The sequence below is a fragment of the Dyella sp. genome (assembly GCF_035685805.1).
Lineage (GTDB): Bacteria > Pseudomonadota > Gammaproteobacteria > Xanthomonadales > Rhodanobacteraceae > Dyella_A.
Window position 1 is genome coordinate 15,301 of sequence record NZ_DASSAB010000041.1, and the last position, 19,459, is coordinate 34,759.

Genomic DNA, 19,459 nt, shown 5'->3' on the forward strand with positions numbered 1-19,459 from the left:
GGCGGGGCATCAACCGACCGGGGCGCCCCGGTCATCCAGCGACACCGTGCTGCGCATGCATGCCTTGCCCGCAGCGCCACCCAGCGGCGATACGCGCGCGCCGACCGGGCAGGCCCGCTATGGTGCCGGCCAGATAACGAAGAAGCGCCATGACCCGAAGCTACGATCCGCCATTGACCAGCCACCCGCACGATCCGCTGTACCGCATCGACAAGGCGATCCGCGCAGCCCAGCAGCGGCTGGATGCCGCGATCGACGCGAAGCGCCACCACACCAGCCAGAACCTGGCGCACGAGGTGATCAGGGAGGCGCGCGATGCGTTGAAGAAGGTCGAGCAGGCGCGGGTGCTTGCGGTCAGGGAGCAGGCGTCCAGGAGCGCCGATCAGCCCGGCCGTCCGGTACAGCGGTAACGCCGCTGCACCGTGCAGCGGCGGCGAAGTCCGGGTGGTGTCATCAGATCTGCGCTGATCGCACACCCACGAGCGCGCGTCTGCACGCGCGCTACCTCGTCGTGTGCCGAGACCTCTGTACCGGGACCGGGGACGCGCCGGGAGCGCCCGATTGAGCCTCGCCGTTGCTCCCGGCCGGTGCGGCGTGGCGACGCCCGCTCTGCCGCCCTGCACGGGCATGTCACGCAGCGGCCACCCCCGCGCCCCGACACTCGGCAGCCGACGTGCGCCGCCCGGTCCTCACGGGCAGCGGCGCCCTGATTGCCATCGGATTGCTGACGGAGGAGACCAACATGCCGGTGTGGTTGCAGGCGACGCTGTGGGGATTGCTGGCCGGCGGGGCATTGCTGATCGGTGCCGCCATCGGCTACTTCGTCAACGTGCCGAAGCGGCTGATCGCCGGGATCATGGCGTTCGGCAGCGGCGTACTGATTTCGGCGCTCTCGTTCGAGCTGATGGAAGACGCCTACCGACGCGGCGGGTTCGACTCCACCGCGATCGGCTTCCTTTCCGGCGCGGTCGTCTATTCGGCGATCAACGCCTACCTGTCGCGCAAGGGTGCCAAGCATCGCAAGCGCTCGGGCAAGCAGCAGCCGAGCGCGCACAGCAACAGCGGCATCGCGATCGCCGTGGGTGCGCTGCTGGACGGCATCCCCGAGTCGATCGTGATCGGGCTGAGCATGTTGCAGGGCGGCGCGGTGAGTGTGGTGGCGGTGGCGGCGATCTTCATGTCCAACATTCCCGAAGGGCTTTCCAGCGCGGCGGGCATGAAGCAGGCGGGACGTTCGCTGGCGTATATCGCCGGCGTGTGGGGCGGCATCACGGTGATCTCCGGCATCGCCGCGCTGGTGGGCTACAGCGTGTTCCAGCACTTCTCGCCCGAGGTGGTGGCGGCCACTACCGCCACGGCGGCCGGCGCAATCCTGGCGATGCTGGCGGACACGATGATTCCCGAGGCCTTCGAAGAAACCCACGATCTGGCGGGTCTGGTCACCGTGGTGGGGTTCCTGGCCGCGTTCGTGTTGAGCAAGTTCGGCGGGTGAGACCCTCATATTCGCCAGCCCGTGGCAGGGCGCAAGCCGCGCGCCAGCCCGTATGCGGCGCTGGCGTCGCCGTCGCTGCGACACCGATTTCACGCTGTCGGCATTAACAATCGCACCCCCGGCGTATTCACATCGCGTCGGCAACATGGGCCAATGCGGGCGGGGTCGACAACAATGACGGGGATGATGCGTGCGATGCCGTGGTGGCTCGCCGGCGTAATGCTGGCAGCGAACGCGAGTGCCGCGGCAGGAGAAGTGGACGCGCGGCAGATCGCGCAGCAGGGCAATGGCCGCGGGGCCGTCGCCTGCCGGGCGTGCCATGGCGGCGACGGTGCCGGCGCCGCGGGCGCGGGCTACCCCCGACTGGCGGGTCTTGATCCGGACTATCTGGCCAAGCAGCTGGCGGATTTCGCCGGCGGCACGCGGGAAAACCCGGTCATGATGCCGATCGCGCGGGCGCTCTCGCCGGCCGAGCAGCGCGCCGTGGCGGTGTACTACGCCGCCATGCCTGCGCATGTGCCAGCGGCTGCCGCAAAGGCGGCGGACGAGGGCGCTGGGGCGGAGCTGGCCACGCGCGGACGCTGGTCGCAGCAGGTGCCTGCCTGCGAGCAGTGCCACGGGCCCGGCGGCGTGGGCGTCGGCGCGCATTTTCCAGCGCTGGCCGGTCAGCCTGCCGCCTATCTGCAGGCCCAGCTGCAGGCGTGGAAAGCAGGCACGCGGCGCAACGATCCACTCGAGCTGATGCAGCATCTGACGGCCGCGTTGAGCGACGCGGACATCGCGGCGGTGTCGCGCTGGTTCGCCGCGCAGCCGGTCGGGATCAAGGAGCAGGCACCATGAACATGAAGACATGGCTTGGCAGCGGCGTCTGCCTGCTCGCCCTGCTGGTCGGCGGCTGGGTTGTGGCGTCGCTGCCGGCGCGCGCGTCGCAGCAAGACACCGTTGCGCCCGCCGTTCCTGCAGCATCGGCCGCGCCGTCCGCCGCCTTTGCGCCGCCGCCGGAGTCGGCTATCCCCGAGGGGCCGCTTGGCGATCTCGTTCGCCGCGGACGTGACGTGTTCATGCACACGCCGCAGTACGCCAGTACCTACGTCGGCAACGGATTGAGTTGCGCCAACTGCCACCTCGATGCCGGAAGGCTGGCGCACTCCGCGCCGCTGTGGGGCGCCTACGGCATGTACCCGCAGTACCGCAAGAAAAACCACCGCGTGAACACCTATGGCGAGCGCGTGCAGGGCTGCTTCATGTACAGCATGAACGGCAAGGCGCCGCCGCTGGACGCGCCGGAGATGATTGCGCTGGAGGCTTATTCCTGGTGGCTGGCGCAAGGTGCGCCGATCGGCCGGGAACTGCCCGGTGCCGGTTATCTGAAACTGGACGATCCGGCCAAGGCCCCGGATTACGCCCGCGGCAAGGCCGTTTTCGGGAAGTACTGCGCGCTCTGCCACGGCGACGACGGGCAGGGGCAGGCGGTGGCGGGGCGCTACGTGTTTCCCCCGCTGTGGGGCAGCGACTCGTTCAACTGGGGCGCTGGCATGCACCAGCTCAACAATGCGGCGGGCTTCATCAAGGCGAACATGCCGCTCAGCCGCGGCGGCATGCTCAGTGACCAGGATGCCTGGGACGTGGCGATGTACATGAACTCGCACGAGCGCCCGCAGGACCCGCGCTTCACCGGCGACGTCGCCGCCACCCGCAAGGCTTATCACGACACGCCCATGTCGCTGTACGGCACGCGTGTGAACGGGCACCTGCTCGGCGCGCCGCCGGCCAGGCCGCCGCAGTAACCGGGCGGCGCCGCAGCGATCGAACCCAAGGAGACGCTTTATGGATCAACCCGTATCGGCAACTGCCGGTCGCACCCATTCAATGCAGTGGCGCCGGTTGGCCTGGTTTGGTCTGGCCGTTGCCATCGTGCTGTGCGGCTTCGCGGCCGCGTTCGTACTGCATAGCCGCGGTCCCGATCCGCGGCTGGTGTTCCCGCGCATCCACGGCGCCGGCGGCGTGCTGCCGGTGGATGCCGGCGCCGCGATGCCGTCGCCCACGGCAGTGCACAAGCTTTACGTGGACGTCGAGAACGACGACGCCGATCACGGCGATGTCAACGCGCGGCTCAACACGGCGGCGAAGATCCTCAATCTGTACGCGTTGGCCGGGGTGCCGTCCAGCAACGTGCGCATGGTCATCCTGTTCTACGGCACGGGCGTCGGGCTGGCGCTGTCCGATGAGGCCTATCGCGAGCGATTCCATCACGACAACCCCAATGCCGAGTTGCTGACCCAGCTGCGCCGCGCGGGCGTGAAGATGGAGGTGTGCGGCCAGGCGCTCGGGCACCAGCAACTTACGCCGGCGAACCTGCACGCGGGCGCGCAGCTCGCCCTGTCTGCGCTGACGGCGCGCGAAGAGCTGCAGGCCGCCGGCTACGGCGCCGTTCCGACCGAGGCGCACTGAGGCCTTGGTGGCGCCGCTGCGGCTGGCGCGGCGGCGTCCCGTGCGCGCCATGTCGCGTTGGGCTCACCGTGCTGCCCGCCAACGGGTGCTCGAAGCGGCTCATCTTGCAGCCTTGGGGCGTGCAGCCCGGGGTGCGCCGTCATCCCGCACAGGCCCGACCGTCCGGCGGAAACGGCCGATGCACCGGCCTGCAGCGGTTGCCGCCCGCGTGGCGCGGTGAGGGCAACGTGCCAACGCGATTTCGCTCCCGCTTCGCCCGCGGTTGACGGGAGATCAGGAGACTCCCGCACAAACGGGGGATATCCGGGATCGCCGGCCGGAGGCAATCCATGAAAGCGCTCAATCTCATAACGCTGGTTCTGGTGATTATTGGCGGCATCAACTGGGGCCTGATCGGTCTGGCCGATTTCAACTTGGTGGCTGCCATATTCGGTGCCGGCTCCGTGCTGAGCCGCATCATCTACGTGTTGGTCGGGCTGTCCGCGCTGTGGCAGATCGTGCCGCTGATCGGTGCCAGCCGCACCGATGAACCGCGCGCCGAAGCCGGCCGCACGACCTCGTACCGCTCGTAAAGGCCACCCGCGCCGGTGCATTCATGGCGATGCCCGGCGCTATGGCTTGAGCCGCGCCGTCCCTGCGCCTCGGCGAGAGGTGCCGCGCAGCGCGAGGCTGTTTCTCGCACTGGATCGGGCGAGCGTTCGCAGCGGTCATGGCCGCGCAAGCGTCCGCTTGGACACTGTCTTGAACCGAGGTTGACCCGATGCCAATGGCCTCTTTCGTACGATGGTGACCGATCGCGAGGGTGCGCCGGACGCGCCGCCGATCGCACGCAGAAGCACTCTTCCCCATCGAAACCAAGCGGAGGAACGATCATGACGCATGTCAAAAAACGCACCGCCGCCGCCGTGTGCCTCAGCCTGTTCATGGCCGGCAGCGCCGCTGCCGCCGTCAACAATCCCCACGTCACGCCTCCGTCGGATCAGCCCGACGGCAGCTGGACCAGCATCAGTGGCAAGGTCACCGACACCCAGCCGGGGGCCTTCACGCTCGACTATGGCAAGGGCAAGGTCACCGTCGAAATGGACGGCTGGGTCTGGTACGGCAAGAACTATCAGCAGATCAAGGGCGACAAGGTCACCGTCGTGGGCAAGATCGACGACGACTTCTTCGAGCAGGCAAAGATCGAGGCCAGCAGCGTCTACGATCAGAAGCTGGGCAGCTTCTTCTACGCCAATGCGGCCGATGAGGAGGGTTCCAGCAACCTGGTCGACTACTGGGTGCATCCGGTGGTGGTCGGGGAGACGGTCGTGCAGGGCACGGTGACGTCGGTCGGCGGCCACACTTTCACCGTGGACGACGGCCCCCGTCGCGTCACCATCAACGTCGACCAATTGCCGAGCAACCCGCTGGACGACACCGGCTTCCAGCAGATCGACAAGGGCGACTACGTAAGCGTTGCTGGCGACATGGACCGGGACTTCTGGGGTTTCAAGCGCCTGGACGCCGATTCGGTCATCACGCTGGTCAGCAACTGACGCTCCGGCGCCCCGCGCATCACCGCGTCACTCGCCGGTCACTCAGCGCCAGCGCACACGCCGCGTGGCTGTGGCGGGCATCACGGAGCGGTAGGCCGCTCCCTCCGAACAAGACGCGTCAGCGCATTTAGCGTTCACTTCCCCGCGCCAGAGCATTCTGGCGCGGTTTTTCCTGCTTCTTTCCCGCGGCCAGCGGGCTTGCGCCTCGTGTACGCGTCATCAGCCACTCAACGCTCGCGGCTTCGCAAAGCGTGGCAGCGGGGGCTCCGCGCAGTGGCTGATACCCTTGTCGGCCGCCCTGTACCGGTACGCGCGAATGGATCCCCTGTTCGAAGAACTCGACTACTGCCCCACGCCGATAGGGCCGGTGAGCCTGCGCCGACGCCTGGAGCTCACGGTCAAGCAGGTGATCTACGAGGTGAAGCTGGGTGACGAGTTCCTCATGTCCAGCCTGTTCACCGCGTCCGAGGAGGCGCTGTCGCGGCTCGGCCTGGCCGCGCTGACAGGCGACGGCCTGCAGATATGCGTGGGCGGACTCGGCCTGGGCTACACCGCCCGCGTAGCGCTGGAGGATCCGCGGGTCGAGGCGCTGACTGTGGTCGAGTACTTGGCGCCGGTGATCGCGTGGCATCGCGAGGGCCTGGTGCCGCTGGGCCCGGAGCTTGCTGGCGACCCGCGCTGCCGTTTCGTGCACGGCGACTTCTTCGCGCTGGCCGTCTCAGTCGAGGGTTTCGACGCGACCCGGCCGGGCCGGCGTTTCGACGCAATCCTGCTGGACATCGACCACTCGCCCGAGGCGCTGCTGGATCCGCGCAGCACCAGCTTCTATCAGGCGGACGGGCTGCGCGCGCTGGCCCGCCACCTCGCCCCCGGCGGCATCTTCGGCCTGTGGTCCAACGATGCTCCGGACCCGGCTTTCACTGCACGGCTGGCCGAGGTATTCGCCCAGGCATGGGCCGAACCGGTCACCTTTCACAACCCGTTGCTGGGCAACCGCTTCACGCAAAGCGTCTACCTTGCGCGCGCGTTCGATCGCGGCGCCTGAGCACAGGCCGCGCCGGCGATGGGCGATCGTCCAACGGATGAGGCCACCCGTCCAGCTTGCTGACGGCGCGCACGGAATCGGCGCCATGGCGGGCGCAAAGTCGACGCGGGCGCCGTTTCGCTGCACTCTTTGCAGTCCTGCCCGGTTGCACGAGGGAAGCCGGGGGATCGCGAAGGTGTCATCAGTGAATTGCAACGCGTGCCGCGCGCCGGCGCACCATGGTTGAGCATCACGTCGCCGAGCCGCATCCGGCGAGGCACAGGCATCTGCGCGGCTGGTTGGCGATCGCACTGTTTGCGCTGATCGCGTCGTTCACGCTGGCCTCGCTGTTCGCCTCGCGCATCGAGCCGCCCCCGGCACCCCAGGCCCGGCCGCAGGTGAAGGCGCCCGCGCCGGTGCTCCCTTCGGTACGGCTGTGGCTGAGCACCGCCGACCGGCGCCTGCGCCTGGCGCGGCAGCCAGACGTGCCGCTGCAGCCGCGTGATGCGCTGCCCAAGGCCGTGATCATCGACCGGCAGGCGACTTACCAGTCGATCGTCGGTTTCGGTGCGGCGATCACCGACGCGTCCGCGTGGCTGCTGCGCCATCGCCTCGATGCGGCGCAACGCAGCGCGCTGCTGCAGGAGCTGTTCGGACCGCCACCGGGGCTCAACATGAGCATGACGCGGCTGACCATCGGCGCGTCGGATTTCTCGCTGCAGCCGTACACGCTGGACGACATGCCGGCCGGAGAGACCGACGAGCCGCTGGCGCACTTCAACCTCGGCGCGGCCGGCGAGGATCTCCTGCCGACGGTGCGCGAGGCGCTGGCGATCAATCCGCAACTGCGCATCATCGCCTCGCCGTGGAGCGCGCCGGCGTGGATGAAGAGCACCGGCAACCTGATCCGCGGTGAACTGCTGGAGGCGTTCGAGGGCGCGTTCGCCGAGTACCTCGTCCGCTACGTCGAGACGCTGCGCAGCGAAGGGGTGCCCGTGTTCGCTCTCACGGTGCAGAACGAGCCGGCGTTCGAACCGGCCACGTACCCGGGCATGTCGGTGCCCGCCGCCACCCGCGCCCGGCTGATCGGGCAGTACCTCGGCCCGGCGCTGGCACGGCGCGCACCGGGCACGCAGATCCTGGAGTGGGACCACAACTGGGATGCCCCGGGGCAGCCGCGGGAGGTGCTGGCCGATGCGGCGGCGGCGCGCTACGTCGACGGCATTGCCTGGCATTGCTACGCGGGCACGCCCTCGGTGCAGAGCGACGTGCACCGCGAGCACCCGGACAAGGACGTGTACATCACCGAATGCTCCGGGGGCGACTGGGCGTCGGCGAAGAAGGGCGAGCTGCTGTGGTTCGCCCGCGATCTGCTGCTGGCCGGCGTGCGCAACTGGGCCCGCGGGGTCGTGTACTGGAACCTGGCGCTGGACGAGCAGCACGGCCCGCACTCGGGCGGCTGCGGCCTGTGCAAGGGCGTGGTCACCATCGACTCGCGCACTGGTGAGGTCAGCCGCAACGACGAGTACTACGCCTTTGGCCACTTCAGCCGCTTCGTGCTGCCCGGGGCGGTGCGAGTGGGATCGGGAGAGACTGACAAGGACCTCAACAACGTCGCGTTCCGCAATCCCGGCGACGAATCACTGGTGCTGGTGGTGGTCAACAGCCACGCACAGGAGCGCCCCATCTCGGTGGTCGAGGGCGGCACCGGCTTTCGCTACATGATGCCGGCGCAAAGCGTGGCGACGTTCGTGTGGAACCCCGATCCGGTGGGCACCTGGCTGCGCCGGGCGCTGCGCTGGTGGAACGGTGGGCAAGCGCCGGGCGACGCGGGCTGATCGCAACGCCGGCCGCCGCACGGTAACGCGCCACAGGCACCCTTCGTTCGGGCGCCGTCAGCGCGCGGGACAAAAAAAGAAGCCGGTGCCACGCCGTGCGTGCACCGGCTCCGGATCCGCCAGCGACCGCCGATCACATGCCGCCGGCGTCCGCCGCGGCCGGTTCGGCCACCGTCAGCTGCGCCCGTGCCTCGCCCTTTGGGAAGGCCTTGGTGTGCAGGTTCACGTAGCTCATGCCCTTGAGCATCGCGGCCTGGGTGGCAGCGTCGACGGTGACCGTGCGGTGCATGCCGCTGGCATACGGACCGTCGATCGGCTGCAGCGCGCCGGCCTCGGTGCCGGCACCGGCCGGACCGTGGAAGTGCGCCACCGTGACCGGGCCGCTGAGGCCGCTGTAGTCGATCGTGTAGTCGAGCCGATGCGTGTCGGTGTCGAGCGTCGCATCGACGGTGCCGGTGGGATGCTGGGGAGTGCCGTGTTCCCCGGCGAAGGTGCCGCTGAGGGTGACGGTCTTGGCTGCGGCGGCGCCGCAGAAGCCGAGCAGGGCTGCGGCACCGAGCGGAAACAGAATGCGACGTGACAAGCGCATGGGCGGATCCTCGTGGTTCGGGTTGCGCGCTCGCGGTGGCGGGCGCGGGCGACGCGGCCGGGCATCGGCTCGACCGGACGGTCGAATACCTTGGCGCGGACCAGGTTATGTGCGCGTGCATGCACCCGCTGCCGCCGCACGGCAGTCGGCCCTGGCGGCGTCATCCCGTTCCCGAGGTCGTCGCTCGTGCGTCGCATGCACGCGCCCTTGCCGTTGCGGTGACTGCACGACGCCGAGCATGAGCCGTCCCAATCAAGGCAGGAGACGCTCATGAACCTTCCCGACAAGAACACCGGCCAGCGCGCACCACAGCAATCGCAGGGCGGTATCGGGCACGACGCAGCCAAGCGTGCCCGCGATCACGCCGACCCGGCCACCGGCCAGCCGCAGGGTGCGGTCGACGTGCCGGGCCCATCGCTGGATGACGGCGGTGCCGACGAGCCGGCCGATGGGCGCGCGCACCATGGCTTCCACGGCGACGATGGCGGGCACGTGGCCTCAAGCGCGGAAGGCTCGCCAGCACCCCTGCAACCGGGACACGCCGCCGGTCTCGGCGCCGCGCGGCACAACCCGCAACGGCGCGACACGCCAGCGGACCGCCCCGGCCGAGGCGACACGGAGGATGACGACGCCAACCGTGGGTGAGAAAGCAGGCGTGGTGCTGTCGATCCGGCGGCAGGTCGCGCGTCGTGGAGATGGAAGGGCCGCCGCTGCGGTCCGCCTCCCCCCGATCGAAGGAGCTTCTCCATGCAACTGGTTGCCTATCTCAACTTTCCAGGCACGGCCCGCGAGGCGATGGATTTCTACGCCCAGGCGCTCGGTGGCGAGGTCACCCAGCGCTTCACCTACGGACAGTCGCCGATGGCCGCGCAGATGCCGGAGGCAGCGCACGCCAACGTCATGCACTCGCAGCTCGAGATCGGTTCGGCGGTGATCATGGGCGCGGACGGCCCGCCGCCGCACGAGGCCGGCAGCACCACGGTGAACATCGTGCCCGACACGCCGGAGGAGGCCGAGCGCATCTTTCGCGCGCTCGCGGCCGGCGGTGAGGTGACCATGGCGATGGAGGAGACCTTCTGGGCTCATCGCTTCGGCGCGCTGACCGACCGCTTTGGCAAGCGCTGGATGGTCAACTGCATCAAGCCGATGTAGATCAAGCCGATGTAGATCTGTGGCCGCGGTCGGCCGATGCGTTGCAGCCCGGGCGTGGCACGATGGCTCGACGGCGCCCGAAGGTGGGTGCGGCGGCGGACAGCAGGAGACGGGATTGGACGCAGACTTCTGGCACCAGCGCTGGCAGCAGGGCCGCATCGGGTTCCATCAGGAGCAGCCAATGCCGCTGTTGCTGTCGCACTGGCCCTCGCTGGCGTTGCCCGCCGGCAGCCAGGTGTTCGTGCCGCTGGCAGGCAAGTCGGTGGACATGGCATGGCTGGCGGCGCAGGGCCACCGGGTGCTGGGGGTGGAACTTTCCCCGCTGGCGGTCGAGCAGTTCTTCGCCGCGCACGGATGGGTGCCCGGGATTCGCGAGGCAGTCGACGGCCGCCACTATCGCGCCGGTGATATCGAGCTGATCTGCGGCGACGCGTTCGCGCTGGAGCCGGCCAGCCTCGCCGATTGCGCGGCGGTGTACGACCGCGCTGCGCTGATCGCCTTGCCGCACGCAATGCGCCGGCGCTACGCGCGCGAGCTGTACGCCGCCCTGCCACCCGGGTGCCGCGGGTTGCTCATCACGCTGGAGTATCCCCAGCGCGAAAAGCAGGGGCCGCCGTTTTCCGTGCCGGAGGCCGAGGTGCGCGAACTGTTCGCGGACCGCTGGCGCGTGACCGTGCTCGCCCGCCACGACATTCTTTTACGCGAGCCGGGGTTCGTGGCCGAGGGCGTGACCGCGCTCAGCACGGTGGTCTACCGGCTCGAGCGCTGAGCGATCGCGCTCGGGGGTGACGCGTTGCGTCGGCCACGGGTACCCTCGCAGCATGCCTTGGTCCATCCACCACCCCGCGCCGCGCCGCGGTGCCGCCGCATTGCTCGTTTGCGGCCTGCTCGCGGTCGGTGGCTGCGCCGGGGCGCCGCCGCGGTACGCCGAAAATCTGTGCCAGGTGATCGCGCAGCGCCCGGACTGGTACGACGACGCCCGCGACGCGCAAGCGCGCTGGGGCACGCCCGCCCACGTGCTGATGGCGTTCGTGCAGCGCGAGTCCGGCTTCAACCGCAAGGCATGTCCGGATCGGCCGTGGTTTCTTTTCATTCCTTTGCCGCGTCGCTCCAGTGCCTACGGCTATGCCCAGGCGCAGGACCCGGTGTGGAAGGAATACAAGCGCGCCAACGGACGCTGGTTCAAGAGCCGCAAGGACATGGACGACTCGCTCGACTTCCTCGGCTGGTACACCGACCGCATCCACCGCGAGCTCGGCATCTCCAAGTGGGACCCGTTACACCTTTACATCGCCTATCACGAGGGCATCGGCGGCTACCGTCGCGGCCAGTGGCGGCACGACAAGTCGCTGCTGGCCACCGCGGCATCGGTGGACCGCCGTGCGCGTGAATACGGCGCGCAGTTGCGGCGCTGCCGATAGCTGCGCGTGAGCGGGCCCGCGCTGGTTACCATGGGCGAACCCGCCCCGTAGGCGCACGAGCTCTCCTGGAAACCCAAGCATGTTCAACGTCGCCGTCATCCTGCTGGTGATCACCGCCCTGGCCGCGTACCTCAATCACCGGTTCGTGCGGCTGCCTACCGCGATCGGCGTGATGGTGATCGCGCTGCTCGGCACGCTGGCGCTCATCGCGCTGCAGGCGCTGGGCTTTTCCGGCCTGCACGACTACGAGGCTACGCTGCTGCGGTCGATCGACTTTCCCGAGGTGGTGCTCAAGGGCCTGCTCTCGATGCTGCTGTTCGCCGCGGCGCTGCAGCTGAACTTCGGCGACCTGCGCGAGTACCGCTGGCACGTGGCGGCGCTGGCGGTGCTGGGCACCATCGCTTCCACCGTGATGATCGGTGGTGTGCTCTGGTTCGTGCTGGACTGGGCCGGGCTGGCGCTGTCGCTGCCGTACTGCCTGATCTTCGGTGCGCTGATTTCGCCGACCGACCCGGTGGCGGTGGCGGGAATCATCAGCCAGGCCGGCGCACCGCGCAGCATGACAGTGGTGATCAGTGGCGAGTCGTTGTTCAACGACGGCATCGGCGTGGTGCTGTTCGCCCTGCTGCTGGGCATGATCTCCGACGGCAGCAGCCCCGACTGGAGCCACGCGGTGGTACTGCTGCTGCGCGAGGCGGGCGGCGGCCTGGTCTATGGCCTGGTGCTGGGGTGGGTGGTCTATCACCTGTTGCGCAGCATCGACAATTACCAGGTCGAGGTGATGATTACCCTCGCCGCGGTGCTGGGCGGCTATGCACTGGCGCGGGAGCTTGAGGTGTCCGGGCCGTTGGCGATGGTGATGGCGGGGCTGGTGGTGGGCAGTCGCGGGCGCGAGTTCGGCATGTCCGAGACCACCCGCAGGCATCACGATATGTTCTGGGAAATGCTGGACTGGATGCTCAACTCGGTGCTTTTCGTGCTGATCGGGCTGGAATTCGCCGCGGTCAGCTTCTCGCCGATGGTGCTGCTGGTGTCCGCGGGAATGATCGTGGTGGTGCTGCTGGCGCGGCTGCTGTGCGCGGGCGCGCCGATGGCGCTGCTGTCGCACTACTTCACGATGCCGCACGGCGCCTGGCAAGTGCTCACCTGGGGCGGCCTGCGCGGGGCGATTTCGGTGGCGCTGGCGTTGTCGCTGCCATACGGCGAGCCGCGCAATCTGATCCTGGCGATGACCTATTACATCGTGGTGTTCTCGATCCTGGTGCAGGGGTTGAGCATCGGCAAGGTGGTGAAGTGGTCCACGCGCGCGCGCCCTGCGCCGAGCGCCACGTCGTCCTGAGCGCGGGCGATGCGATGGCATCGCCTGATGCAACGAAGGCGCCCGTGGGCGCCTTCGTCACCTACCGCACTGGAACTTTTTCCTGATCAGGATGTGGGCGCCGCGTTGCCGGCGAAATCCACCACCAGCGTGACGCGCCGGTTGGACGCGCCACTGTCGCGAGTCTCGCCGGGCGCCACCTGGCGATTGCGTGCCTCACCGTAGCTCACCGCACGCACTTGCTGCCCCGAGAGGCCGCCGCTGCTGACCAGGTAATCGCGCACCGCCTCGGCCCGCTGCTGGCCCAGACGCCGGTTGTAGCCGGTCGAGCCGGCGGGATCGGTAAACCCTTCGACGGTGATCACCGCTTCGGGGCCGCGCTCGCCGATGACCTTGGCGAAGTCGTCAAGCAGGGGCTTGTCCTCGTCGCGCAAGGTGGCGTCGCCAAAGGCGAAGTGGGCGGCGGTGTCGATCTTCACCCGCCCCTGCATGGCGGTGATGGCGGCGTCGTACTTGGCGAAACGCTGCTGCATCTCCTGCGTGAGCGCGTCGATGTCCTGCTGCTGTTTCTGGTCATTCGCACGCAGTTCGGCGATAGCCGCGTCGTAGTCGGTTTTCTTCACGTAGCTGGAGCATCCGCCCAGCACCATTGCCAGAAGGCTGGCCGGAATCAGCGCCAGGCGCAGTGTCTTGCTGCTCATGATGGGTCTCCTCGTACACGTGGCCCGCAGCGGCGACCGTAGTCATCCGTCCCGGGCCGGTTTGCCCCGTAGGTCCGGCGCCGCGCCCCCTGTCCGCGCACCGGCTACCGAGGCTAACCCGTGCGAGCGCCGCGGACCTTAACCCAGCTCGACTGCCGCGCGTCGCCCCGGAGCGATCGTCACGCGGGCGGACACTGACGATTGGCTATGCTTGGGAACCTATGCGTCCGCCGCGGAGTCGATGGACGCGGCTTCTTCTCACGTTCCATTTTTCACCCTCTACGGATGACCTCATGACCCACCATCGCCCGCTTCTGCTTGCCTCCCTCGTCGCCGTCACCGGCCTGGCTGCGCTGCCCGTCTCACCGGCTCGTGCGGCCGACACCCTCGGCGGCAGCCCGGTCGCCGGCGTGTGCATGCTGTCGCGCGAGGCGGTGTTCGCGCAGTCCAAGGTAGGGCAGGCGGCCAGCCAGCGCCTCAAACAGCTGGCCGACCAGAGCAACAGCGAGCTGGAAAACCAGCGCAAGCCGATCGAGAGCGACATCCAGGCGTTCCAGCAAAAGGCAGAGTCGCTCACCGAAGCCCAGCGCAAGGAGCAGGGCTCGGCGCTGCAGATGCGCATGCAGGGTTTCCAGGCCCACGCCGGCCAGACCAACCAGCGTATCCAGCTGACCCGCGCCAAGATCATGCAGCGCATCGGTCAGGAGGCGGAGCCGATCGTCAGCAGCACCTACAAGAACCACAACTGCGGCCTGCTGCTGGATCGTGATTCGGTGCTCGGGGGCAACATGACCAACGACCTCACCCCCGACGTGGTGAAGGGCCTGGACGCGAAGATCACCACGCTCAACTTCGGCCTGGAGCCGCTGCCGACCGGCAACGGTGGCAACGCCGCCGGCAAGTAGTCGCATGATGACGATGCCGGGCGGCGCAGGCGGCCTGGCATCACGCCGCACGGCGCCGGGCGGCATCGACCGCGCGACCGCGCGACACGCTGGCACCGGCGAACGTCCGCAGCCAGATGCTGCTGCAGGCGACGAAGCCTCGGGTGGGCCGGTGCTAGAGTTCCGGCCTTTCCCCAGGAGTCACTGCCCATGAGCGCCCCTTCCACCGCGTATCCGATCGGCACGCCCGGCGTGGCGTGGGGTCCCGCCGAAGTGGCTGTCTGGCGCGCCCGCCAGACCCGCCATCGCAGCTATGCCGACGACGTGCTGACGGTCATCGAGCGCCTGCGTGACCGGTTCGATGTGCGTGAGTACGGTGCGCTCGACTATGCGCCGGAGCGCTACGCGCTGTTCGCGCTGCGCAGCCGCCACTGGCGCGACGAGCTGCCAACCGTGCTGGTGACAGGCGGAGTCCATGGTTACGAGACCAGCGGTGTGCACGGCGCGCTGCAGTTTCTCGAGCGCGACGCGGCCCGCTATGCCGATCGGGCAAACCTGCTGGTGGCACCGTGCGTGAGCCCGTGGGCCTATGAGCGCATCCATCGCTGGAACCCGGATGCCATCGACCCCAACCGCTCGTTCCGCGCCGACAGCCCGGCGGGCGAAGCGGCGGCGCTGTGGCATCTGCTGGCACCGTATCGCGACACGGCCCTGCTGCACATCGACCTGCACGAAACCACCGACAGTGACGAGTCCGAATTCCGCCCCGCGCTGGCGGCCCGTGACGGTGTGGCGAGCGAGCCGGGCGAGATTCCCGACGGCTTCTACCTGGTCGACGACAGCGAGCATCCGCAACCGGCGTTCCAGCAGGCAATCATCGACGCGGTGGCGAAGGTCACCCACATCGCCCCGGCCGACGCCCGCGGCGAAATCATCGGCTCGCCGGTCGTGGCACCCGGTGTGATCCAGTACCCGCTGAAGAAACTGGGCCTGTGCGCCGGTATCACCAACGCGCGCTACAAGAGCACCACCGAGGTCTATCCCGACAGCCCCCGCGCCACGCCTGCCCAGTGCAACGACGCGCAGGCAGCGGCGGTGTGTGCGGCGATCGAGTTTGCCCTGGCGCACACGACGCAGGCCTGAGTCGACACCCGCGCCGCGCCCACTCCCGCTGGCTGGGCGAGATCGCTGCGGCGCCGGCCGAAGAGCCGGTCGCCCGGCTGGAGCGGGGCCTCGAGGGTCAGTTGACGCCCGGCAGTCGCCTTGGCGCGCTCGCGCGCAGTGGGCGAGTGGCAGGGCGTGTTCCAGCAGGACGCGTGGCCAGGCAAACAGCTCGCAGGTGGACGCGCCGCGCCTGGGGCCCGCGCTGCCCCGAAACGGTGTGGCGCAGCGGCCGGTTGGTGGATCGGATACCTCCCGGTCGGCCCATGCGGGCATGAAGTCATGACCGCGCCCGATGGCTCTGGCATCCTCGGCGGACACTTCATTGCAAGGACAGACACGATGTCACTTCGCCGCCATGGATGGCTGCTCGCCGCCCTGCTTGCCCCACTGGCCGGTTGCGCAACCGACCCTCGCATCACGCCCGACGCACGCTGGATCGATCCGTCGCAGGCCGTCCAGCTCGCTTCCGCGGCAGCGCCACGTGGCGTGTCGGGGGTGTTCGCCATGACCGTGCAGGATGCCGACCGCCCGGGTCCGCTGTACCTCAACTCCGAGCGTGACTATCGCGATCCGCGCTGCCTCACCGTGGTGGTGCTGCCGCAGGCTGCCAGTGCCCTGGCAGCACGCCTGCACGGAGAGCCGGAGCGCGTGCTGCGGGGTCGGCGCATCCTCGTCGCCGGATCGGCGCGGCGGGTGCGCATCGATTTCGTCGTCGACGGCCGGCGCAGCGGCAAGTACTACTACCAGACCCACGTGGTGGTGACCGACGTGGCACAGATCCAGCCGCTGTGACGTGGCCGACGGTTGGCTGCGCGCCTGCCGGCTGTCCTGCCAGGCGCCGCTGAACCGGCGCCAGCGACACCTGCGGGCCCGCTACGGCGGGTTCGTGCGAGCATCGCGAAACAAACCCATCACGACGCGGAGCCTCGCCCATGAGCACCGAGCACGATGTGATCGACCCCGCCGCGCGGCCCTCCGGCACCGGCTGCGCCGAATGCCTGGCTGGCGGGCAGTGGTGGCTGCATCTGCGCCGCTGCGCGCTGTGCGGCCACATCGGCTGCTGCGACACCTCGCCGAACCGTCACGCGACGGCGCATTACCACGCCACCGGCCATCCGGTGATCGCCAGCTTCGAGCCGGGTGAGGAGTGGTTCTACGACTACCGCACCGACGGCTTTGTCGACGGCCCGCGGCTGGCGCCGCCGCAGGCGCATCCACCTGAGCAGCCCGTGCCGGGCCCGGCCGGGCAGGTGCCGGACGACTGGGAATCCCGGCTCAACGGGTGATCCGCCGAGGGCGGCGCGGTGGCGCAATACGCCGCACGATACCGCGCTGCCGTCGCCGAACCTTCGGCGTGGCGAGTTCGCACCGCTGGCGGTATCACCAGTGGTTGCTTCGTTCCGGCCATCCGCCGGCCGCATCGGCCAGGCGCAACGATTCATCCAAGGGGAGTGTTCCGATGATGCGAATCACCTGGCTGCCGCTGCTGCTCAGCGCGGCGTTGATGGCCACATTCGGTTCGGCGCTGGCGACCGAGGGCAACAAGCCCGCGCCGGACGCCATGTTCGGCTTCAGTACCGACGCCGCGCGCGCACAGCAGCAGCTGGAACAGCGCTTCGATGCGCTGCTCGATCCGGCTGACCAGCGCGCCTGGCTCAAGCAGATGTCCTCTGCGCCCAATCAGGTCGGTGCGCCGCACGACAAGGCCAACGCCGAGTTCATGCTGGCGCAGTTCCGCGCATGGGGCTGGGATGCGCACATCGAGACCTTCAACGTGCTCTATCCCACCCCGAAGACGGTGGCGCTGGAGCTGCTGGGACCGCAGCCGTACACCGCCAGGCTTGGCGAGCCGGCGGTGGCCGGCGACGCCACTTCGGACATCCGCGACGGCGCATTGCCGCCCTACAACGTCTACGGCGCCGATGGCGACGTCACCGCCGAATTGGTCTACGCCAACTACGGGATGCCCGACGACTACAAGGAGCTGGCGCGGCGCGGCATCGACGTGCGCGGCAAGATCGTGCTCACCCGCTACGGCGGCGGCTGGCGTGGACTCAAGCCGAAGCTGGCGCAGGAACACGGCGCCGCGGGATGCCTGATCTATTCCGATCCGCGCGACGACGGCTACACGCAAGGCGACACCTACCCCGACGGCGGCTGGCGGCCGGCCGATGGCGTGCAGCGCGGTTCCGTGCAGGACATGCAGCAGTACCCGGGCGACCCGCTGACCCCGGGCATCGGCTCCACGCCAGACGCCAAGCGACTGGCGATCGCCGACGCGCCGACCATCCTGAAGATCCCGGTGCTGCCGATCTCCTACGCCGATGCCACGCCGCTGCTGCACGCGCTGGGCGGGCCGGTGGCGCCGGGCGCGTGGCGCGGCGGGCTGGGGCTCACCTACCACGTGGGACCCAGCGTGGCGAAGGCGCACCTGGTGGTGAAGTCGAACTGGACGCAGCAGCCGGTGTACGACGTGATCGCGGTGATGCAGGGCGCGAACGAGCCGGACCAGTGGATCGTGCGCGGCAACCACCACGACGCCTGGGTGTTCGGCGCGTGGGATCCGCTGGCCGGCAACGTGGCGCTGATGGCCGAGGCCAAGGCGATCGGCGCGCTGGTGAAGCAGGGCTGGCGGCCGCAGCGCACGCTGGTCTACGCCAGCTGGGACGGCGAGGAGCCGGGCCTGATCGGTTCCACCGAGTGGGCCGAGACGCACGCGCAAGAGCTCAAGGCCAAGGCGGTGATGTACGTCAACACCGACACCAACGGCCGCGGCTTCCTCGGCGCCGAGGGCAGCCATTCGCTGCAGCATCTGGTCAACCAGGTGATCGACGGCGTGACCGATCCGGAAACCCACGTCAGCGTCGGCCAGCGGCTGCGCGCGCGCATGCAGGTGGATGGCGCGTCGCCCCAGGCCAAGCCCGAAACAAAGGCCGATGCCAAGCTGGCCGCCAGCGGCGGTGATCTGCCGATCGGTGCGCTGGGTTCGGGCTCGGACTACAGCGCGTTCCTCGAGCACCTGGGCATCGCCTCGCTCAACCTGGGCTTCGGCGGCGAGGACGACAACGCCGGCATCTACCACTCGCGCTACGACTCGTTCGACCACTACGTGCGCTTCGGCGACCCCGATTTCGCCTACGGCGTGGCGCTGTCGAAGGTGGCCGGCCACATCGTGCTGCGCGCGGCCGATGCCAACGTGCTGCCGCTGCGCTTCGGCGACTTCAGCCGCACGCTGGATCGCTACGTGGGCGAGCTGCACGCGCTGGTCGACAGCACCCGCAAGGCCACGCTCGCGCAGCACCAGCTGCTCGACAGCCGCGCCTACCAGCTGGCCAGCGACCCCACCCGCCCGGTGCAACCACCGGTGCGCGATTCGGAAATGCCGGCAATCCAGCTGGCGCCGCTCGACCGCGCCGCCAAACGCCTCGGGCAGAGTGCGCAGGCGTTCGATGCAGCGTATGCAAAGCGCGCTGCCGGCGGCTTCGCCATGCCCGCCGCGCAGCGGCACGAGCTCGACACGCAGATCGCCCGCATGGAGCAGGCGCTGACCCTTGCCGACGGTTTGCCGGGGCGCCCGTGGTTCCAGCACATGATCTACGCGCCGGGCATGCTCACCGGCTACGGCGTGAAACCCGTGCCGGGCGTGCGCGAGGCGATCGAGGGGCGGCGCTGGGCCGAAGCCGACCGCTACGCCGAGATCACCGCCGGCGTGCTCGACGGCTATCGCGCCAGGATCGACCGACTCACGGCGCTGCTCGCGCGCTGAGGCTGCGCGCTGGGTCCGTACTCGATCGCCACCCCCTTGCTGCCGGGGCGGCCGGTCTGCACGCCGTGCCTGCCGTGGCGGCCGCATCTTCCGGCTGGGCTGTGGGCCTGCCCGTGGCTATTGG

The 19,459-nt window shown here is 69.2% G+C and carries 21 protein-coding genes; 18 read left to right on the plus strand and 3 right to left on the minus strand.

The features are described from left to right. Window positions 1-149: 149 nt before the first annotated feature. From VFG40_RS11740 to VFG40_RS11780, 9 genes are all read left to right on the plus strand, one after another. Complete coding sequence (locus tag VFG40_RS11740; RefSeq protein ID WP_324897626.1) at window positions 150-410, plus strand: hypothetical protein; 261 nt, start codon at window positions 150-152, stop codon at window positions 408-410. A 263-nt stretch (window positions 411-673) separates the two neighbouring features. Beyond that, entirely contained in the window at window positions 674-1,492 is an 819-nt protein-coding gene (locus VFG40_RS11745; protein ID WP_324897628.1) for a ZIP family metal transporter, read from the plus strand. A gap of 21 nt (window positions 1,493-1,513) precedes the next feature. Further along, on the plus strand, window positions 1,514-2,332 hold the full coding sequence (locus VFG40_RS11750; RefSeq protein WP_324897629.1) for a c-type cytochrome: 819 nt from the start codon (window positions 1,514-1,516) through the stop codon (window positions 2,330-2,332). Next, window positions 2,329-3,279: a c-type cytochrome gene (locus VFG40_RS11755; RefSeq protein WP_324897631.1), complete on the plus strand. Its 951-nt coding sequence runs from the start codon at window positions 2,329-2,331 to the stop codon at window positions 3,277-3,279. Before VFG40_RS11750 ends, VFG40_RS11755 begins: the two co-directional genes overlap by 4 nt. 40 nt (window positions 3,280-3,319) lie before the next feature. Then, window positions 3,320-3,943: a DsrE family protein gene (locus VFG40_RS11760; RefSeq protein ID WP_324897633.1), complete on the plus strand. Its 624-nt coding sequence runs from the start codon at window positions 3,320-3,322 to the stop codon at window positions 3,941-3,943. 329 nt (window positions 3,944-4,272) lie between these two features. Beyond that, window positions 4,273-4,515, plus strand: coding sequence for a DUF378 domain-containing protein (locus VFG40_RS11765; protein ID WP_324897635.1), 243 nt, complete (start codon window positions 4,273-4,275; stop codon window positions 4,513-4,515). Window positions 4,516-4,815: 300 nt separating this feature from the next. After that, window positions 4,816-5,478 (plus strand): hypothetical protein, encoded by a 663-nt coding sequence (locus tag VFG40_RS11770; protein WP_324897637.1) that lies wholly within the window; start codon window positions 4,816-4,818, stop codon window positions 5,476-5,478. A gap of 316 nt (window positions 5,479-5,794) precedes the next feature. Next, entirely contained in the window at window positions 5,795-6,523 is a 729-nt protein-coding gene (locus tag VFG40_RS11775) for a polyamine aminopropyltransferase (protein WP_324897639.1), read from the plus strand. A gap of 218 nt (window positions 6,524-6,741) precedes the next feature. Continuing rightward, window positions 6,742-8,340: a glycoside hydrolase family 30 protein gene (locus tag VFG40_RS11780; RefSeq protein ID WP_324897641.1), complete on the plus strand. Its 1,599-nt coding sequence runs from the start codon at window positions 6,742-6,744 to the stop codon at window positions 8,338-8,340. Window positions 8,341-8,473: 133 nt separating this feature from the next. On the opposite strand, the gene VFG40_RS11785 is transcribed toward VFG40_RS11780, so the two are convergent. Both VFG40_RS11785 and VFG40_RS11790 read right to left on the minus strand, forming a co-directional pair. Continuing rightward, a complete protein-coding gene (locus VFG40_RS11785) occupies window positions 8,474-8,929 on the minus strand; it encodes a CHRD domain-containing protein (protein ID WP_324897643.1) in 456 nt (151 codons plus the stop codon). A 252-nt stretch (window positions 8,930-9,181) separates the two neighbouring features. Further along, window positions 9,182-9,421: a hypothetical protein gene (locus tag VFG40_RS11790; protein WP_324897645.1), complete on the minus strand. Its 240-nt coding sequence runs from the start codon at window positions 9,419-9,421 to the stop codon at window positions 9,182-9,184. 255 nt (window positions 9,422-9,676) lie between these two features. Between VFG40_RS11790 and VFG40_RS11795 the strand changes: the two genes are divergently transcribed. The 4 genes from VFG40_RS11795 to VFG40_RS11810 all read left to right on the plus strand — a co-directional run bounded on the left by VFG40_RS11795 (window position 9,677) and on the right by VFG40_RS11810 (window position 12,841). After that, on the plus strand, window positions 9,677-10,081 hold the full coding sequence (locus tag VFG40_RS11795) for a VOC family protein (protein WP_324897647.1): 405 nt from the start codon (window positions 9,677-9,679) through the stop codon (window positions 10,079-10,081). Window positions 10,082-10,196: 115 nt separating this feature from the next. Beyond that, the gene (locus VFG40_RS11800) at window positions 10,197-10,850 is read left to right on the plus strand and encodes a thiopurine S-methyltransferase (protein WP_324897649.1); all 654 of its coding nucleotides are present in this window, start codon (window positions 10,197-10,199) and stop codon (window positions 10,848-10,850) included. A gap of 52 nt (window positions 10,851-10,902) precedes the next feature. Then, window positions 10,903-11,502, plus strand: a complete 600-nt coding sequence (locus VFG40_RS11805) for a transglycosylase SLT domain-containing protein (RefSeq protein ID WP_324897651.1) — start codon at window positions 10,903-10,905, stop codon at window positions 11,500-11,502. Window positions 11,503-11,581: 79 nt separating this feature from the next. Further along, window positions 11,582-12,841 carry a cation:proton antiporter gene (locus VFG40_RS11810; RefSeq protein WP_324897653.1) on the plus strand — a complete coding sequence of 420 codons (1,260 nt, stop codon included), beginning with the start codon at window positions 11,582-11,584 and terminating at the stop codon, window positions 12,839-12,841. 86 nt (window positions 12,842-12,927) lie between these two features. Here the strand turns inward: VFG40_RS11810 and VFG40_RS11815 are convergent, their stop codons facing one another. Continuing rightward, entirely contained in the window at window positions 12,928-13,521 is a 594-nt protein-coding gene (locus VFG40_RS11815) for an OmpA family protein (protein ID WP_324897655.1), read from the minus strand. A gap of 293 nt (window positions 13,522-13,814) precedes the next feature. On the opposite strand from VFG40_RS11815, the gene VFG40_RS11820 reads away from it, so the two are divergent. The 5 genes from VFG40_RS11820 (at window position 13,815) to VFG40_RS11840 (ending at window position 19,335) form a co-directional block, all read left to right on the plus strand. Then, window positions 13,815-14,426 carry an OmpH/Skp family outer membrane protein gene (locus tag VFG40_RS11820; RefSeq protein WP_324897657.1) on the plus strand — a complete coding sequence of 204 codons (612 nt, stop codon included), beginning with the start codon at window positions 13,815-13,817 and terminating at the stop codon, window positions 14,424-14,426. A gap of 189 nt (window positions 14,427-14,615) precedes the next feature. Next, a complete protein-coding gene (locus tag VFG40_RS11825) occupies window positions 14,616-15,548 on the plus strand; it encodes a M14 family metallopeptidase (RefSeq protein WP_324897659.1) in 933 nt (310 codons plus the stop codon). A 360-nt stretch (window positions 15,549-15,908) separates the two neighbouring features. Continuing rightward, window positions 15,909-16,361 (plus strand): hypothetical protein, encoded by a 453-nt coding sequence (locus VFG40_RS11830; RefSeq protein WP_324897661.1) that lies wholly within the window; start codon window positions 15,909-15,911, stop codon window positions 16,359-16,361. A gap of 140 nt (window positions 16,362-16,501) precedes the next feature. After that, window positions 16,502-16,855 (plus strand): UBP-type zinc finger domain-containing protein, encoded by a 354-nt coding sequence (locus tag VFG40_RS11835; RefSeq protein WP_324897662.1) that lies wholly within the window; start codon window positions 16,502-16,504, stop codon window positions 16,853-16,855. 173 nt (window positions 16,856-17,028) lie between these two features. Beyond that, the gene (locus tag VFG40_RS11840) at window positions 17,029-19,335 is read left to right on the plus strand and encodes a transferrin receptor-like dimerization domain-containing protein (RefSeq protein WP_324897664.1); all 2,307 of its coding nucleotides are present in this window, start codon (window positions 17,029-17,031) and stop codon (window positions 19,333-19,335) included. Window positions 19,336-19,459: the final 124 nt, after the last annotated feature.

Coding starts and splice junctions, on each gene's coding strand:
- VFG40_RS11740 (WP_324897626.1), top strand. CDS start 150: ATGACCCGAAGCTACGATCCGCCATTGACCAGCCACCCGCACGATCCG.
- VFG40_RS11755 (WP_324897631.1), top strand. CDS start 2,329: ATGAACATGAAGACATGGCTTGGCAGCGGCGTCTGCCTGCTCGCCCTG.
- VFG40_RS11760 (WP_324897633.1), top strand. CDS start 3,320: ATGGATCAACCCGTATCGGCAACTGCCGGTCGCACCCATTCAATGCAG.
- VFG40_RS11765 (WP_324897635.1), top strand. CDS start 4,273: ATGAAAGCGCTCAATCTCATAACGCTGGTTCTGGTGATTATTGGCGGC.
- VFG40_RS11770 (WP_324897637.1), top strand. CDS start 4,816: ATGACGCATGTCAAAAAACGCACCGCCGCCGCCGTGTGCCTCAGCCTG.
- VFG40_RS11775 (WP_324897639.1), top strand. CDS start 5,795: ATGGATCCCCTGTTCGAAGAACTCGACTACTGCCCCACGCCGATAGGG.
- VFG40_RS11780 (WP_324897641.1), top strand. CDS start 6,742: ATGGTTGAGCATCACGTCGCCGAGCCGCATCCGGCGAGGCACAGGCAT.
- VFG40_RS11785 (WP_324897643.1), bottom strand. CDS start 8,929: ATGCGCTTGTCACGTCGCATTCTGTTTCCGCTCGGTGCCGCAGCCCTG.
- VFG40_RS11795 (WP_324897647.1), top strand. CDS start 9,677: ATGCAACTGGTTGCCTATCTCAACTTTCCAGGCACGGCCCGCGAGGCG.
- VFG40_RS11805 (WP_324897651.1), top strand. CDS start 10,903: ATGCCTTGGTCCATCCACCACCCCGCGCCGCGCCGCGGTGCCGCCGCA.
- VFG40_RS11810 (WP_324897653.1), top strand. CDS start 11,582: ATGTTCAACGTCGCCGTCATCCTGCTGGTGATCACCGCCCTGGCCGCG.
- VFG40_RS11815 (WP_324897655.1), bottom strand. CDS start 13,521: ATGAGCAGCAAGACACTGCGCCTGGCGCTGATTCCGGCCAGCCTTCTG.
- VFG40_RS11820 (WP_324897657.1), top strand. CDS start 13,815: ATGACCCACCATCGCCCGCTTCTGCTTGCCTCCCTCGTCGCCGTCACC.
- VFG40_RS11825 (WP_324897659.1), top strand. CDS start 14,616: ATGAGCGCCCCTTCCACCGCGTATCCGATCGGCACGCCCGGCGTGGCG.
- VFG40_RS11830 (WP_324897661.1), top strand. CDS start 15,909: ATGTCACTTCGCCGCCATGGATGGCTGCTCGCCGCCCTGCTTGCCCCA.
- VFG40_RS11835 (WP_324897662.1), top strand. CDS start 16,502: ATGAGCACCGAGCACGATGTGATCGACCCCGCCGCGCGGCCCTCCGGC.
- VFG40_RS11840 (WP_324897664.1), top strand. CDS start 17,029: ATGATGCGAATCACCTGGCTGCCGCTGCTGCTCAGCGCGGCGTTGATG.